The organism is Klebsiella sp. JN_Kp126, assembly GCF_033843325.1.
Classification (GTDB): domain Bacteria; phylum Pseudomonadota; class Gammaproteobacteria; order Enterobacterales; family Enterobacteriaceae; genus Klebsiella; species Klebsiella michiganensis.
Genome location: NZ_JAWXQV010000003.1, coordinates 1 through 15337 on the forward strand (window position 1 = coordinate 1; position 15337 = coordinate 15337).

Annotated in this window: 14 protein-coding genes; 10 read left to right on the forward strand and 4 right to left on the reverse strand. The window is 54.2% G+C overall.

Going from position 1 to position 15337, the window contains the following annotated elements; translation table 11 throughout:
• The 9 genes from SIK97_RS00175 to SIK97_RS00215 form a co-directional block, all read left to right on the forward strand.
• On the forward strand, positions 1 to 1052 hold a 1052-nt coding region (locus SIK97_RS00175), incomplete at its 5' end, for a PAAR domain-containing protein (RefSeq protein WP_319610903.1).
• Complete coding sequence (locus SIK97_RS00180; RefSeq protein WP_057174007.1) at positions 1052 to 1474, forward strand: DUF1240 domain-containing protein; 423 nt, start codon at positions 1052 to 1054, stop codon at positions 1472 to 1474. The genes SIK97_RS00175 and SIK97_RS00180, both read left to right, overlap by 1 nt.
• 867 nt (positions 1475 to 2341) lie before the next feature.
• Positions 2342 to 2725, forward strand: coding sequence for a hypothetical protein (locus SIK97_RS00185; RefSeq protein WP_139134510.1), 384 nt, complete (start codon positions 2342 to 2344; stop codon positions 2723 to 2725).
• Positions 2726 to 2837: 112 nt separating this feature from the next.
• A complete protein-coding gene (gene tssF / locus SIK97_RS00190) occupies positions 2838 to 4592 on the forward strand; it encodes a type VI secretion system baseplate subunit TssF (protein ID WP_032749793.1) in 1755 nt (584 codons plus the stop codon).
• Positions 4556 to 5641 (forward strand): type VI secretion system baseplate subunit TssG, encoded by a 1086-nt coding sequence (gene tssG, locus SIK97_RS00195; RefSeq protein WP_057174006.1) that lies wholly within the window; start codon positions 4556 to 4558, stop codon positions 5639 to 5641. The genes tssF and tssG overlap by 37 nt, the downstream gene beginning before the upstream one ends.
• Positions 5619 to 6164: a type VI secretion system lipoprotein TssJ gene (gene tssJ / locus SIK97_RS00200; protein ID WP_032749789.1), complete on the forward strand. Its 546-nt coding sequence runs from the start codon at positions 5619 to 5621 to the stop codon at positions 6162 to 6164. The genes tssG and tssJ overlap by 23 nt, the downstream gene beginning before the upstream one ends.
• A gap of 502 nt (positions 6165 to 6666) precedes the next feature.
• Positions 6667 to 7755, forward strand: coding sequence for an ABC transporter substrate-binding protein (locus SIK97_RS00205; RefSeq protein WP_057174005.1), 1089 nt, complete (start codon positions 6667 to 6669; stop codon positions 7753 to 7755).
• Between the two features lie 71 nt (positions 7756 to 7826).
• A complete protein-coding gene (locus SIK97_RS00210) occupies positions 7827 to 9596 on the forward strand; it encodes an ABC transporter permease (RefSeq protein WP_014229644.1) in 1770 nt (589 codons plus the stop codon).
• Positions 9589 to 10659: an ABC transporter ATP-binding protein gene (locus SIK97_RS00215; protein WP_032692928.1), complete on the forward strand. Its 1071-nt coding sequence runs from the start codon at positions 9589 to 9591 to the stop codon at positions 10657 to 10659. Before SIK97_RS00210 ends, SIK97_RS00215 begins: the two co-directional genes overlap by 8 nt.
• A gap of 56 nt (positions 10660 to 10715) precedes the next feature.
• Here the strand turns inward: SIK97_RS00215 and SIK97_RS00220 are convergent, their stop codons facing one another.
• Genes SIK97_RS00220 through budA form a run of 3 tightly spaced genes read right to left on the reverse strand, consistent with a single transcriptional unit; the run spans position 10716 to position 13979 of the window.
• A complete protein-coding gene (locus SIK97_RS00220) occupies positions 10716 to 11486 on the reverse strand; it encodes a (S)-acetoin forming diacetyl reductase (RefSeq protein WP_014838693.1) in 771 nt (256 codons plus the stop codon).
• Between the two features lie 23 nt (positions 11487 to 11509).
• A complete protein-coding gene (gene alsS / locus SIK97_RS00225; protein ID WP_049102862.1) occupies positions 11510 to 13189 on the reverse strand; it encodes an acetolactate synthase AlsS in 1680 nt (559 codons plus the stop codon).
• A gap of 10 nt (positions 13190 to 13199) precedes the next feature.
• On the reverse strand, positions 13200 to 13979 hold the full coding sequence (gene budA, locus SIK97_RS00230) for an acetolactate decarboxylase (protein WP_319610904.1): 780 nt from the start codon (positions 13977 to 13979) through the stop codon (positions 13200 to 13202).
• A gap of 106 nt (positions 13980 to 14085) precedes the next feature.
• On the opposite strand from budA, the gene SIK97_RS00235 reads away from it, so the two are divergent.
• A complete protein-coding gene (locus SIK97_RS00235) occupies positions 14086 to 14958 on the forward strand; it encodes a LysR family transcriptional regulator (protein WP_014229640.1) in 873 nt (290 codons plus the stop codon).
• A gap of 28 nt (positions 14959 to 14986) precedes the next feature.
• Here the strand turns inward: SIK97_RS00235 and cspF are convergent, their stop codons facing one another.
• Entirely contained in the window at positions 14987 to 15199 is a 213-nt protein-coding gene (gene cspF, locus SIK97_RS00240; protein ID WP_004136705.1) for a cold shock-like protein CspF, read from the reverse strand.
• Between the last annotated feature and the right edge of the window lie 138 nt (positions 15200 to 15337).

The window sequence follows — 15337 nt, forward strand, 5'->3', positions numbered from 1 at the left end:
GCTACAGTACCTGTCCGTGTAAGGCAAAGTTCATTCCATCGATGATGGATGATACATACGAGAAGAGTAGCGGAGCATCTACAGCAGAATCAGCAGCAGGTTTTGTGGCACCAGGGCAAACTTCCCCGGAATTGCCCTCCTATCTCACTGGTGAGCAAAAGGCAACGGGATTTGTATCTGATTACCCTGTGTTAAAAAACACACATGATTTACCTGATGAAAAGTTAAGAATGATGTTTAAGCAAAATAACCAAGACATCATGTTATTAACTTTACCCGAAGTGTTTGAAATATTGTCATCCTGGGGGGCGTGGAAATACGGCTGGATTGCGATAACTGAAAGCACACCAGGTCAAATAATTGTTAACTATGGTACAAATATAAAGGATGTCGTCACAACATCCATGTTGGTGGGGCAGTTAGGTAGTTTTGGGATAAAGGCCACGGTATATGTGAATCATAAAGGCACAGAATTGATTAAAATCAGTGGCTACCCAGGGGTTAGGAAAATATTAAATGCGCCAGTTTTTTCTGCAAAGAACCCTAAGGTTGTAGATATAGGCATAGGCAAGTATGGTCTGAAGAAATCGATCATAGAAGGTGCAAGATTAACCTTTTATGTGGCTGCAGCATATCGCACTATCGATTACATCATGAATGATGAAACCTCCTTCGCTGAATTTATTGGTAGTCTGGCAACAGATGCAGTTAAAATTGGTATAGCATCTGCTGTCGTTTGGGGGGTGGGACTGGTTCTGGTAACTCCATGGATCGTTGCAAACTTAGCAATAGTTGTTGTCGTTGGCGGTGTTGCTGCCATTACCTTAAATGTTCTTGATGAAAAATTTGGTGCGACTGACAAGGTTGTAGCCTATATAGAGTCAGCACAACAAGAATTTGCAAACAAAGCCAGAGAGGCTGAACAGGGATTACTGGATCTTGGGGCAATGTTTGCTGAACAAATGCTAATTAGAGGAAAGTATGTGATTGTTGAAGAGGTTCGCAATTATATTCGGGATACTCTAACGAGTATTCAACGGAGATTGTACTGATGTTTGAAGAAAAAATTCGTCCTTTTCTTGCTATAGTAATAATCCTTGGCTTATGTGTGCTGAGTATTTATCTTGGGAATAGTATATTTCAGTCATACTTCTCTTTCGAAGATAGCATTGTGTTCTCATGGTTAAGCATTGCATTAATTGCCTTGCCTGTTGTGATGATTTTCCCACTTGCTTATTTTATTCTGATGATTGTTAAGGGTAGGAATTTTGCTTTCAAAAAAATGGATAATTATGTTTCTTATTTGAAGTGGAGTTGCATTGCTATCTTAATATTAGGGGTGTTATTTTCCTGTTTGTACCCCAAAAAATTGCTCAGCAAGGGATATGTTCGTTGTAATGGTGTTCCATCCGGCTGGATGGCAGGAACCGCAACCCGCTACGTTAAAGATCCGTCTATCTGCGTCATAAATTGACAAAATTTAAAATCATCTGGTTACATTACGCAGCCAGATTTTCCAACGTATATAAAATAATAATTAATCAAGGGGAAATAAATAGGGGTTACTTAATGCTGTCTTATTACAATACAAAATCACAATGGGTTATTAATGAAATATTCATTTAAGCAAGGGGGGGTGAAACAATTTAACCATTGGAGAGTGTTATATGTTTTGATAATATATACATGTGATCAAGAAATTAAAGATTATATGGAATTACTTTTGAATCGTCAAAAGTATAGCGCTATTATACAGGTAGACCAGAAAGGATTGTGAGTAACTTTGAAAGTGAAAATATTCCTGATTTACATTTTTTTTGATTGTTAGTGCTGGTTGCTCACATTCTTCCTATATGACCTGTCGTTAACATTACTAGTTAACTGCTGTTCGTATATGCAGATGGGGAACTCTATGTCGTTGTATATTGATGATGTGATGGGTTGTAGAGTCTGAAATAAAAACTGTATGGTAAAAGATATAATGGTGATCTGGCTCCTCAGGTAATTGACTTACGAGTGCGAAACGGCGATTTTTGGAGTGTTATTATTTGGTGTGTTTCATCCTTAGGTTCCCTGTGGTTTGCAAATGATGCATTTAGTGAATTATTTGGATTTGGAAATGACATAGTATTCTCACCGATTGTTTCCGCTCTGTTAATGATTCCGTTAATTCTTCTCTTTCCATGTATATACTGGTATATGGTCATGCGATACGGAGAGGAGCAGGCGATCATCAAATGCAAAAAAACAAACAGGATATTTATAGGTCTGGTTGGTGTTTTTATCGTAAGTTCTGTCATTTTTTCCTTTGTGTATACTTCGACTCTGGAGAGTAAAGGCTATGAGAAATGCACTGGTCGCCCGGATGGATGGATGCCTGGAATGGCCACCGAATACGTACTCCCACCATCAGTATGTGGAGGACGTGGGCTCGCCAGAAAAGGTTCAAACGGTTATGCTCCCACAACATTCAGCCAGTCCCAGGGAGTTGAGAATGATTAAACGTCTGTTGCTTATTTGTGCACCCGTAGCTTTATTTTTACTGGTCAGTACAGCAGTTCTTTCTCTTTCATTTATAGATATCAAATACACGTATGAACCTGTGTTAACTGGAACACGCCTGGATTATCTGGTTGACGAAACCTATTCCATGGCTTGGTTATTCTTTTGTACGTCGAATATTGCATTTTTTTGTTATTTATATCGTATTTTTTTTGGTTTTTAAGCGATTAAGTAAAAAATGTTAGTCGGTACTATCTCATTTCATTAAGTTGTAAGCTGTCATGGCTTCGCTTTATTCCTGAACACAGTAAGACACTCAATTATATTGGTTATCTATGGACGACTTAACCCTGCGTTATTACGACGCCGAAATGCGCTACCTGCTGGAAGCCGGCGAAGAGTTTGCCCGCGCTCACCCCGAGCAGGCGGCAATGCTCAATCTCGATAAAGCGGGTGCGCGCGACCCGTACGTGGAGCGCCTGTTTGAGGGCTTTGCCTTCCTGATGGGGCGTCTTCGCGAGAAACTCGATGACGACCTGCCGGAACTGACCGAAGGGCTGGTCAGCCTGCTGTGGCCGCAATACCTGCGCACCATTCCGTCGATGTCGGTGGTGGAGTTCACGCCCGACTGGCGCGAGATGAAAGAGAAGATGCGTATCGTCAAAGGTTTCGAGGTCAATTCGCAGCCGATCGGCGAGAAGGGCACGCGCTGCCGGTACACCACCACCAAAGAAATCACCCTTCAGCCGCTGTCGCTGGAGCATGCCCGTCTGTCGACTGACCCTGACGGGCGTTCGGTCATCAACCTGCGCTTTAACTGCAGCCATCTCGCCGACTGGAGTCGTGCCGATCTCAGCCAGATCCCGTTCTACTTCAATGCTGACGCACCGCTGGCCTGCGCCATGCATGAAGCCTTTACCATGAACACGGCGCGTCTCTGGCTGCGGATGCCGGGTGATACGGACAGAAAGCCACTCGACGGGTATTTCACCGCGCTGGGATTCGGCGATGATGACGGGCTGTGGCCGAAGGACAGCAGCAGCTTTAGCGGTTATCAGCTTTTGCTGGAGTACTTCACCTTCCGCGAAAAGTTCATGTTCACGGGCCTGCGCGGGCTGGAGACCGTGGTCTTTCCGGCTGAGCTTCCGTGGTTTGAAATCGACGTGGTGCTGGCGGAACGCTGGGAGCATGACTTCAGCTTTACCGAAAAACATCTGCGCCTGAACTGTGTGCCGGTGATTAACCTGTTTCCGCTGGAATCTGACCCGCTGACGCTGAATTCACTGCAGACCGAATACATGCTGCGCCCGATGCGCGTGCAGGATGGCCATACCGAGATTTATGCTGTCGATTCGGTGATATCCTCAAGCCAGTATACCTATGTACCGTTCTCCAGTTTCCGCCACAAAGGCGGCATGATGCGCCATGAAGCGCCGGAGTATTACTACCACACCCGCGTGCGCCGTGGTCCGTCAGGACTGTATAACACGTGGCTTATCCTCGGCGGCGAAGCCTTTGATAATCACACGGTGCCGGAAAACGAAAGCCTGTCCCTCACGCTCACCGGTACCAATGGCCAGCTGCCGCGACGCGCATTACAAAGCACCGTGCTGGATACGGTGATGAAAAGCACCTCGGCCAGCGTCGCCGTGCGTAACCTGTGTGCGCCGACGCTGCCCTGCTATCCCCCGGCACAGGACCGTTTTCACTGGCGCGTGCTGAGCCACCTCGGCAGCGGGTTTCTGTCGATGATGGATAATGCCGACGTGCTGCGCGGCACCCTGGCGCTGTATGAATGGACCGACAGCGAGATGAACCGCCGTCGCCTGGAAGCCATTATTGACGTGAAGCACAGTGAGACCGGGCGATTTGAGCAGGGCTACCTGGTACGCGGCGTGCAGATTGAGGTGACGCTTGACAGCCACGGCTTTGCCGGTCGCGGCGACATCTGCCTGTTCGGCGAGATGCTGAGTCGCTTCTTCGCGCTTTACACCGACATCTATCTGTTTAACCGCCTGATTATTATTCTGCAACCGACCGGAGAGCGCCTGGAATGGGAAGAGAAGCACAACCGCCGCATTCCCGGCTGAGCCCGCGGCTCGCAGCCGACCTGCACCGCATGAATTTTTATCGCTTCTGCCAGCTTCTGGAGAAGCGTAATCCGGACAGGCCGCTGATGGGGTCAACCAGCCACCCTGCTGATGACCCGGTGCGGTTTGCGCCGCATCCGGGGATGGGGTTTCCGGGCAGCGAACTGAAAGCCGTCGAATATGACAAGGATGATGACAGCAGGCCACCTCGCATCCGCACAACCTTTATGGGGATGTACGGTGTCGACTCACCCCTGCCGACAGCCTATCTCGATGACATCACTCAGTGCCGTGAAGGGCATGACGCGCTGCAGGGCTTTCTGGATATTTTCAGCCACCGTATCCTGACGCAGTTTTACCGCATCTGGCGGAAATACTCTTATCCGGCCACGTTTGAGGCAGGGGGAACTGACTGCATTTCGCAGTCGCTGCTGGGTCTGGTGGGGCTGGGTATACCGGGAACCGCAAACCACATCGCCACACCGGTATCCCGCTTTCTGGCGCTGCTCGGTGTGCTGCGCCAACCCGGCAAAACCCAGGAGGGGATGCAGGCGCTGGTGAGACTGCTGGCCCCGGATACTACGGTGCAGGTAAGTCCGTACTGCCTGCGGCCGGTGGAGATCGGCCAGCCGCTGGGTTTTTACGGCGATGACGATTTTCTGCTGGACGGCAATACGCCGCTGGGGGAAGAAGCGATGGATGCGGGCAGTCAGCTGCTGGTTGCGCTCAGGACGGATAACGAACAGGAAGCGCAGGGCTGGAAACCGGATGGTCTGCTGTATCAGGATTTTCTGGTGATGCTGCGTGTTTATCTCGGCTGGCGTTTTAAGGCCAGGATCACCCTGACCACCCGGACCCAACTGCTGGCCGTCCCGCCGCTCGGCGAAGAACCTTTCTGGCTCGGCATGAACGGCGTGCTGGGAGCGGAGGAGGGGGCGTTTGCGGACGATATCCCGCTGACCTTTACGACAGAACTGGGTTACTACACCGGGCTGGTGCCTGCGAAACCACAACAAGGAAATCGACGTGCTAAGTACAAATTTGATTAAGCCCGCGTGCTGGCTACCTGCTCTACTGGCGTTCAGCCTGGTGGGCTGTGGGGTGACGCAGAGTATCACGGATGGCACCAAATCGGTGTATACGGCGGTGTTTTATAAGAAGATTAAGGTGCTGCATCTGGATTTTACAGCCCGTGAAGCACTGAATACGGATTCCCGCGAGAGTAACTCACTCTCCGAGCCGGTGGTGGTTCGTGTCTACCAGTTGAAAGACCGCAAAACCTTCGACAAAACGGTTTATCAGCAACTCCTCAAGAACGGCGACACGATCCTGCAAGCCGACCTGCTGGCGACCCGCGATGTGGTGATAAAGCCGGGTGGGGATGCGAATCTTGATATGCCAATGAAAGAAGGCGCGCAGTTTGTCGCGGTGGCCGGACTGTTCCGCCATCCGGATATGGTCAACAATACCTGGAAGCAGGTTCTCAGACGTGAAGATCTCGATCCGGATAAACCCCGTGTTCTGGAAGCTGGAAATAACCACCTTGCATTACAGCCGCTGAAGGAGGACTAATGCCACAGGGACACAACACACCCTCGCTGTATGAAATGCTAAGTGGTAATCCCGCCAGTCAGCAATGACGTCAAGGACATAGCGGAGATAGCTTTCTGGCTACATAGGCCTGGTTCCATTTTAAATTCAGGAGAATGGCGAGTTCATTTGATGAAATGCCTTTTCATTACGTTATTTAACAGCTCAATTGTAAGGCCGATCGCAAAATTTACCCTGATGGCAATATCCATAAGCTCGATTGATGTTCGCCCGGCGCCAGCGGGTGTTATTTTTGTGTGTAAGAAAACGCAATACTGAGGGGGTAAGAAACAGAAAAACTTAATCTTTTCTTAATATTTCCGCCCAACAACCTTTATCTCTTTAGCCGCGCCCCACGAATCTTCCTTTAAATTACGCCAGCGTCACAAAAGCCGTAAAAAAACAAACCCCGGCGTTGCAAGGCTCTGGCGTCCCGCTATATGTTAAATTTAAGTTTAATAATTGATATCTAAAGGTTGATTTTATGTATATTAAAATTAGTGGGTTAGTGATTTCACTGACGGCAGCTATCTCCGGACAGGTCCTTGCCGCAGTTCCTCAGGGCTATCCGGCGGATTATCAAAAGGTGGTGGAGGCCGGGATTAAAGAAGGCAAAGTGGTTATCTATTCAACGACCGATACCAAGGCCGCAGGCCCGTTAATTAAAGGCTTTGAAGCGCAATATCCCGGCATTAAAGTTGAATATAACGATATGAACAGCACCGAATTGTACAACCGCTATATCAGCGAACAGGCGGCGGGCGGCGGCAGCGGCGACGTGGTCTGGAGCTCTTCCATGGATACGGCGCTGAAGCTCGCCACCGATTACGCCGAAGAGTACGCCTCGCCGGAGCGGGATAAGCTGCCAAAATGGGCGGTCTGGCAACACAAAGCCTACGGCACGACCTACGAGCCGGTGGTCTTTATCTACAATAAGCGGCTGATCCCTCAGGGTGAAGTACCGGACTCGCATACCGCGCTGGCGAAGCTGATCGCCGGCCAGGCCGATAAATTCAAAGGTAAGGTCACGACTTATGACATTGAAAAATCGGGTCTGGGTTTTATGCTGGCGGTACAGGACAGCAAAGCCGATGCCAGCTACTTTGACGATCTGGCGGGCATAGCGAAAGGCGGCCTGACCGTGCAATCGTCCACCGGTACGATGATGGAGCGCGTCTCCTCCGGGGAAAACCTGATTGGCTACAATATTCTCGGATCCTACGCGGAGGCGCGGGCCAAAAACGATCCTTCGCTCGGCATCTCCTATCCGAAAGATTATGTACTGGTGCTCTCGCGGGTCTCTTTTATTACCGCAGAAGCCGAGCACCTTAATGCCGCGAAGCTGTGGTTTGATTACGTGCTGTCGGAAAAGGGACAAAGCATCCTGGCGAACCAGGCCGATATTCCCTCCCTGCGCAATGATATCGAAGGTAAAAATGATATCGACGGTATGACCAAAATGCTCGGTAGCGCGCTGAAGCCTATTCCGGTCGATGAAACGCTGCTGGCGTATCTTGAGCCGAAACAACGACTGGAATTTATCAAACAATGGCGCACCGCCGCGGCGAAATAACCCTCCGGCGCTGCGCATCATTTCAGGATGCGCAGCCCGCTTAACGCCCGCCAGGTTTAAAGGGAACGCTTATGAATGTCTTACGTCGAAAATGGCAGGGTTTGCCGCGCGGTATCGTCGTCGTGATGACGGCGCTGGCGATTTATGTCCCGCTGTTATTTATCGTGGTGCAGAGCTTTCTCTCGGCGCCTTTTTTTGCCCGCACGAAATCGTTCAGCCTCGAAGCCTTCGCCTTCATCTTTAGCGACCCGGATTTTTATCTGGCGCTCAAGTCCGGGTTTATTCTGGCGTTTGGTCTGGTGGCGATTGCCATCCCCCTCGGCGGGATCCTCGCCTTTTTAATGGTACGTACCGATTTACCCGGGCGGCGGTTTATCGAGCCGCTGATTCTGGTACCGATTTTCGTTTCGCCGATGGTACTGGGCTTTGGTTACGTGGTGGCGGCCGGGCCGGTGGGCTTCTTTTCGCAGTGGGCCGAGCAGCTGATCGGCTTCGTGCCGTGGAATATTTACTCGATGTTCAGCATCGTGGTAATTGCCGGGCTGACGCACGTTCCGCATGCCTATCTCTATATCTCTTCCGCGCTGCGCAGCGTCGGATCGGATGTCGAGGAGGCCGCGCGGACGGTGGGCGCATCGCCGCTGCAGGTGATGACCTCGGTGAGCCTGCCGATGGTGCGACCGTCGATACTCTACGCCTGCGTACTGCTGTTTTTCCTCGGCCTGGAGGTATTTGGCCTGATGCTGGTGCTGGGCGATCCGGAAGGCAACATGGTGCTGGCGACCTATCTCTATAAGCTTACCAACAAGCTCGGCACGCCTTCTTATCACCTGATGGCGGCGGTGGCGGTGGTCCTGATCTGCATCACCGTTCCGCTGGTGATGCTCCAGCGCCGCCTGATGCGCACCGCCAACCGCTTTGTCACCATGAAGGGAAAAGCGTCCCAGGCCCGCGCGCTGCCGCTGGGGAAATGGCGCTGGGTCGCCGGGGTTGTGGTGGTGGCATGGCTGACGGTCACCATTGGGGTGCCGCTGATCGGCGTGGCGCTGCGGGCCTTTATTTCAAACTGGGGCGTGGGCGTTTCGCTGTGGGATGAACTCTCGCTGGCGACGTTCCGTAACATCTGGCAGCAGCCGAATCTGCTGCGCGCCATCGTTAACTCCATGGCGATTGGGGTGATTGGCGGCGCGCTGGCGGTGGTCTGCTATCTGTTCGTGGGCATCGCGATGCACCGCAAACCGGATAACGTCACGCGCTTTCTGGACTATAGCGTGCTGGTGCCGCGCGCGGTGCCCGGGCTGCTGGCCGGGCTGGCGTTTCTGTGGGTATTTCTGTTTCTGCCGATGTGGCTCGATCAGTCGCTGAAAAACGGCTGGCTCTCGGCGCTGCCGGTGGCAGACTGGCTGCGTGAACATCTGATCGTTCAGCTGCGCGCGCTGCGTAACACCATTTTTAGCGTCTGGCTGGCCTATACCGTCGTATGGATGGCTTACGGGCTGCGGCTCATCTCCTCGACGCTGCTGCAGGTAGCGCCGGAGCTGGAGGAGGCCGCACGCAGTACCGGCGCATCGCGCGGGCAGATCACCCGCCACGTCACGGTTCCGCTGTCGCGCTACGGCTTAATCGGCTCCTGGCTGCTGATGTTTCTTATCTTCGAGCGCGAATATTCCACCGGGGTTTATCTGCTCTCTCCGGGCACCGAAACCATCGGTTCGATGCTGGTGTCGCTGTGGGCGGCGGGGGCTATCGATATCGTTGCCGCGCTCTCCTTTATTAATATTCTGCTGGTGGTCGTGGGCCTGGGTATCGCCCTGCGCTTTGGAGTGAAATTACATGATTGAATTATCGGTAGAAAACCTGCATCTGACCTACGGTGATAATCCGGTGCTCAAGGGCGTGTCAATGGAACTGAAGCGGGGTGAGGTGGTCTCGCTGCTCGGGCCATCGGGCAGTGGAAAAACCACGCTGCTGCGGGCGGTAGCCGGGCTGGAGAAGCCGACCAGCGGCATTATCACTATTGGTAAAACCCGCGTCTATGACGGCAACCCGCGTAGCGAAATCCCGGCGGAGGCGCGCAACCTGGGGCTGGTATTTCAGTCCTACGCGCTGTGGCCGCATAAAACGGTGTTTGAAAACGTGGCGTATCCGCTGAAGCTGCGTAAGGTTGCCGCCGCGGAGATCAAGCAGCGGGTGCAGACCGTGCTTGAACAGCTGGGTCTGGGGCATCTTGGCAATCGCCATCCGCACCAGCTCTCCGGAGGGCAGCAGCAGCGCGTGGCCATCGGCCGGGCGCTGGTTTACAACCCGCCGGTAATTCTGCTGGATGAGCCGCTGTCGAACCTTGACGCCAAGCTGCGGGAAGAGGCGCGGGTCTTTTTGCGCGAGCTGATCGTCAAGCTGGGGCTGTCGGCGCTGATGGTCACGCACGATCAGAACGAGGCGATGGCGATTTCCGATCGCATTCTGCTGCTCAATAACGGGGTGATCGAGCAGCAGGGAACGCCGCAGGAGATGTACGGTAGCCCGAGAACGCTATTTGCCGCCGAGTTTATGGGCAGCAATAACCGGCTGCATGGCACCGTCACCGCTCTGGATAATGGTCGGGCGCGAATTGAGGGCGCCAGCTGGGCGCTGTGGGGGATGGTCGGGGAGGGGGTCAAGGTGGGGGAAGAGGCGACGGCGGTGATCCGCGTTGAACGCCTGCGCATCGCCTCAGCGCCTGAGGAGAATATGCTGGCATTGCCGCTGCTGACCAGTATGTATCTCGGCGACCGCTGGGAGTACCTGTTTCGCACCGAGGGCGATGATTTCGCCATTCGCGCCTACGGCAGCGCGCTGCGCGATGCCGAGCGCTGCCATCTGGCCTTGCCCGTCAGCGACCTGTGGATCTTCCCTAAAGGGTGAGATAAAAAAGCCCCGGCGCTGAAGCCGGGGCAAACCATGTCAGAGCTTATTTATTATTAGCTAAATACCATGCCGCCATCGATCAGCAGCGATTGGCCGGTCATATAGTTGGAGTCCGGACCGGCGAGATAAGAGACGCAGGCCGCGACGTCTTCCGGCTCGGAAAGCCGTCCAAGGGTAATGCGTTTGGCGAACTCCTGGGTCCCGTAGCCCAGCGGTTTACCCGCCGCTTCGGAAACCTGACGGTCGATTTCCGCCCACATTGGGGTTTTAACGATCCCCGGGCAGTAGCCGTTAACGGTAATTCCCAGATGCGCCAGATCGCGGGCGGCGGTTTGCGTCAGGCCGCGCACGGCAAACTTACTTGAGCTATAGACCGCCAGTTCCGGGTTACCCACGTGGCCCGCCTGGGAGCAGGCGTTGATGATTTTGCCGCCGTGGCCCTCTTTTTTAAACGCCTCTACCGCGGCCTGGATACCCCAGATAACGCCTTTGACGTTGATATTGTAGACTTTATCGATCACGTCCTCGCGAATCTCTTCGATAGGCGTGGAGGGGGCCACCCCGGCGTTGTTCACAATCACGTCAAAACCGCCCAGGCCCTTCCGCGCCTGTTCTACGGCGGCAAAAACCTGGTCGCGTTTAGAGACATCCACCTTCACCGCCAGCGCCTGACCGCCGCCGCGGTTAATTTCATCGGCGACCGCCTGCGCGGTGGCGTCATTGTAATCGGCGATAGCCACGGCAAAACCATCTTTAACCAGGCGAAGGGCGATAGCTTTCCCGATGCCCTGGCCCGCGCCGGTCACGAGTGCGACTTTTTTCATTGCTGGATTCCTTCTGTAGTAACTCAAAGTATTTGACTGAGATGAAGCTGGCCCATCAGCAGCGGGTTGTCGCTGTAATCAACGGGGATGGCGACCACGGCGGGGCCGTCGACGTCCATCGCCGCCCGCAGCGTCGGCTCAAGGGCGGCAGCGCTCTCTACCGCAAACCCTTTGGCGCCGAAGGCTTCGGCGTAGGCTTTAAAGTCCACCGGACCGAACTCAACGCCGGAGAGCCGCTGGTATTTTTTCTCTTCCTGAATCGCCACCATGTTGTAGCCGTTATCGACCCAGATGATATGCAGGACGTTAGCTTTTAGCCGTACGGCGGTCTCCAGCTCCATACTGGATTGCAGGAAGCCGCCGTCGCCGGAAACCGAAACCACTTTGCGCTGCGGATTCACCAGCCAGGCGCCAATCGCCCAAGGCAGCGCCACCCCCATGGTCTGCTGGCCGTTGGAAATCATGACCTGACGGGCGCGGAAGCTGTAGAGATAGCGGGCGATCCAGATGTGAAAGCTCCCCATATCGACGGTCAGCGTCACGTCGCTGTTGACGATGTCCTGCATGGCGCGAACGATGCGCAGCGGATGAAGGGCAAACTGGTTCAGCTGCGCGCCGCGGCGGTCGAGCAGCTCCCGCTGATGCTGGCGGTCAACCAGGATCTCGGCGGCCTGCGGCGACAGCACCAGCTGGTGGTCGATACGCTGAGAGAGTTTGTTCAGAGTGGCGGCAATATTGCCGACCAGCTCGATGTCCGGGGTATAGTTGCGCTCTTCGTAAGCCGGCAGCACGTCGATATGCACCAGCGTGGCGTTGCCGTTATTCCACATGGCCGGTTCGTACTCCACCGGGCTATAGCCGATGCAGATGACCAGGTCGGCGAGATGCAGGAGTCGATCCCCCGCCTGGTTATTGAACAGCCCAACCCGCCCGGCGAAGCGGGTAAAGTGGTCCTGATTCACCGCGCCGGCGGCCTGATAGGTGCTGGTAACCGGGATATGGCTTTTTTTCAGCAATTCACGCAGCGCCGCGCTGTTTTCCGCCTGGCTGGCCATCAGGCCGAGCAGGAATATTGGATTTTTAGCGCCGGCAATCATCTTCGCGACTCGCTCAATGGCTTCGTCCGGCGCCGCACCGGTCTGCGGCGCATCGCTGGCGGGCAGAACCCTGGCGTGGGCCGGCTCGTCGACCACGTCCTGCGGCAGGCTGACGAAGGCGCTGCCGGGACGTCCCTGCTCGGCGGCGCGAAACGCGTTGGAAACCACTTCCGCCAGCGCTTCCGCGGCGGTGACTTCCACCGAGTATTTGGTTACCGGACTAAACATCGCCACCGTATCCATACTCTGGTGCACCTGTTTGGCCTTGTCGGCGCGTTTTACCGCACCGCCCAGCGCCACCACCGGGTCGCCTTCGCTGTTTGCGGTGGCCATGCCGGTAATCAGGTTGGAGCAGCCGGGGCCGGACGTGACCAGCGCGACGCCCGCTTTCCCGGTGATGCGGCCAACCGCGGCGGCCATAAACGCGGCGTTGGCTTCGTGGCGTACCGGAATAATGCGAATGGAGGAGTCCAGCAGCGAATCGAAGACTTTATCGATTTTGGCCCCTGGAATGCCGAACACCTGTTGTACGCCCTGCGCCTCAAGCTGGCTGACGATAAGGTCGGCGCCGTGCGCCCACTGGCGCGGTTGATGTTGATTATCCACGAGAATCTCCTTAGTTTTCGACTGAGCGAATGGCGGCATCAAGATTGTCAGGATGCAGATCCGCCTGCAGGAAGGCGCTATCGGCAGGAAGGTCAATCATCAATTTGTGGATCTCACCAAAGGTCAGCACGCCGTGGTCGAGCTGATAATCGAGCAGATGGCCGCCGCCCTGGCGGTCATCGGTGATGAAGTGTTCGTGATAGCCGGCAACGTTAATGCCCTGCATATGCTGCGGCGTGCGAAACCCCACCAGTACCCCTTCGCGCTGGTTGAAGTGGAAAACGGGCTGGTCGTCGAGCACGTCGGTCATCGCCCGGTAGGGCGGCGTCTGGCGCGGTACGGTGCGGGTATGGGCGTGGCGAAAATGGCCGTTGATACGCAGGGCGCAGAACAGATTATCGGAGGGGATTTGCCGGTCGATAATGTCGTGCAGTTGTTCGCGGCTGACCGGTTTATCAAACGTTTTGCGGTACTGCGGCTGAAACCAGGTCATCACCGCGAAGGGCGTACGCTGCTCCATGCGGGCTTTGCGGGCGCTGCCGTCGGCGCGCAGCTGGTAAACCTCGCTGCTAAACGCGATCAGCTCGCCGTCCAGTTCATTAAAGGTGCCCAGGCCGAAATCGCCGTGGGTGAGCAAATCGGCGATGGTGGTATTGCCCTCATAAACGCCGCTCAACAGCGCGCTCATCAGAGAAGTCTGGTAGATGACGCTATCGGGATGTTGTGCGGAAAATCCTCGTAGAGTTTCACACAGGCTCTCTTCGCAAGAGCATTCAGCAGAATGGTTCATTACCCGCTTCCTCGTTCAACGAATATCAGAAAGGTTAAATAAATGTTGACCCGATTCAGCTCACAGTTCCAATATAGAATCTATGATTGTTTGAGACGTTTTCGATATGGAACTTCGTTATCTGCGCTACTTCGTCGCCGTCGCCGAGGCGCGACACTTCACTAAAGCGGCAAAAGAACTTGGCATCTCCCAGCCGCCATTAAGCCAGCAAATACAGCGACTTGAACGGGAAATTGGCACGCCGCTTTTCCGCCGTTTAACCCGCGGTGTCGAGCTGACGGAAGCGGGGGAGTCGTTCTATGAGGATGCCTGCCAGATCCTGGCATTAAGCGACGCGGCGCTGGAAAAGACCAAGGGGATCGCCCGCGGCTTGAACGGCCGACTCTCGCTGGGCATTACCAGTTCTGATGCCTTTCATCCGCAGATCTTTAGCCTGCTCCAGCAGTTTCAGCACAGTCACCCGGGAGTCACGTTACATCAGGTCGAGGGCAATATGGCGACGCTGATGGGGGCGCTTGGCGAAGCGGAGCTGGATATCGCTTTTGTGCGCCTGCCCTGTGAAAGCAGTAAAGCGTTCAACCTGCGAATTATCGACCAGGAGCCGATGGTGATTGCGCTGGCGCGTTCGCATCCGCTGTCGTCCCACAGCGAGCTGACGCTGGAGCAGTTAACGGACGTGGCGCCGATTCTTTTCCCGCGGGAAGTGGCTCCGGGGCTGTATGAGCTGGTGTATAACAGCTATCTGCGCGCCGGTATTGATATGCAACGAACGTATCAGTCATCGCAAATATCATCGTCGTTAAGCATGGTGGAGGCCGGATTCGGGTTTGCGCTGGTGCCGCAGTCCATGACCTGCATCACGCTACCTAACGTCAGCTATCACCCTTTGTCGGGCACGCCGCTAAAAACCGATATTGCTATCGCCTGGCGACGCTACGAGCGCTCGCGCACGGTGAAGCGTTTTCTGGCCATGTTTTAATCCGCTCGGTAGCGCCTGGAGCCGGTGTTTATGAAAGATAGACATTGGCGGCGGTTGGCCCTCGCAGTCCGTTAACGCGACGAAATTCAACGCGGATTCCTGGGCTGATTGTGGTGGGTTCGCCGGGCGATAATGCGGAAATATGAACCTGAACGTCTTTACGACCATCGGAGGGGATTATCAGGCCTTTGCCTGTTTTATTATCAAATGCTTTGACAATACCTGTCATTTTTTGGAACAACGAAATACCTTTTAAATATGAAAACCGGCACGACTATACAGTAAGCGCGCGGGAAGTCTATTCAAATCAAAATAAAACCCGCGCTGGCGCTGAGGGATCCCCATAAAACAGTGCTAATAAACCAGCACCATACTTCGG

Bases quoted from the DNA above. Each gene is read 5' to 3' on its own strand.
- SIK97_RS00180 (WP_057174007.1), top strand. From the start codon at position 1,052: ATGTTTGAAGAAAAAATTCGTCCTTTTCTTGCTATAGTAATAATCCTT.
- SIK97_RS00185 (WP_139134510.1), top strand. From the start codon at position 2,342: ATGAGAAATGCACTGGTCGCCCGGATGGATGGATGCCTGGAATGGCCA.
- tssF (WP_032749793.1), top strand. From the start codon at position 2,838: ATGGACGACTTAACCCTGCGTTATTACGACGCCGAAATGCGCTACCTG.
- tssG (WP_057174006.1), top strand. From the start codon at position 4,556: ATGGGAAGAGAAGCACAACCGCCGCATTCCCGGCTGAGCCCGCGGCTC.
- SIK97_RS00205 (WP_057174005.1), top strand. From the start codon at position 6,667: ATGTATATTAAAATTAGTGGGTTAGTGATTTCACTGACGGCAGCTATC.
- SIK97_RS00210 (WP_014229644.1), top strand. From the start codon at position 7,827: ATGAATGTCTTACGTCGAAAATGGCAGGGTTTGCCGCGCGGTATCGTC.
- SIK97_RS00215 (WP_032692928.1), top strand. From the start codon at position 9,589: ATGATTGAATTATCGGTAGAAAACCTGCATCTGACCTACGGTGATAAT.
- SIK97_RS00220 (WP_014838693.1), bottom strand. From the start codon at position 11,486: ATGAAAAAAGTCGCACTCGTGACCGGCGCGGGCCAGGGCATCGGGAAA.
- budA (WP_319610904.1), bottom strand. From the start codon at position 13,979: ATGAACCATTCTGCTGAATGCTCTTGCGAAGAGAGCCTGTGTGAAACT.
- SIK97_RS00235 (WP_014229640.1), top strand. From the start codon at position 14,086: ATGGAACTTCGTTATCTGCGCTACTTCGTCGCCGTCGCCGAGGCGCGA.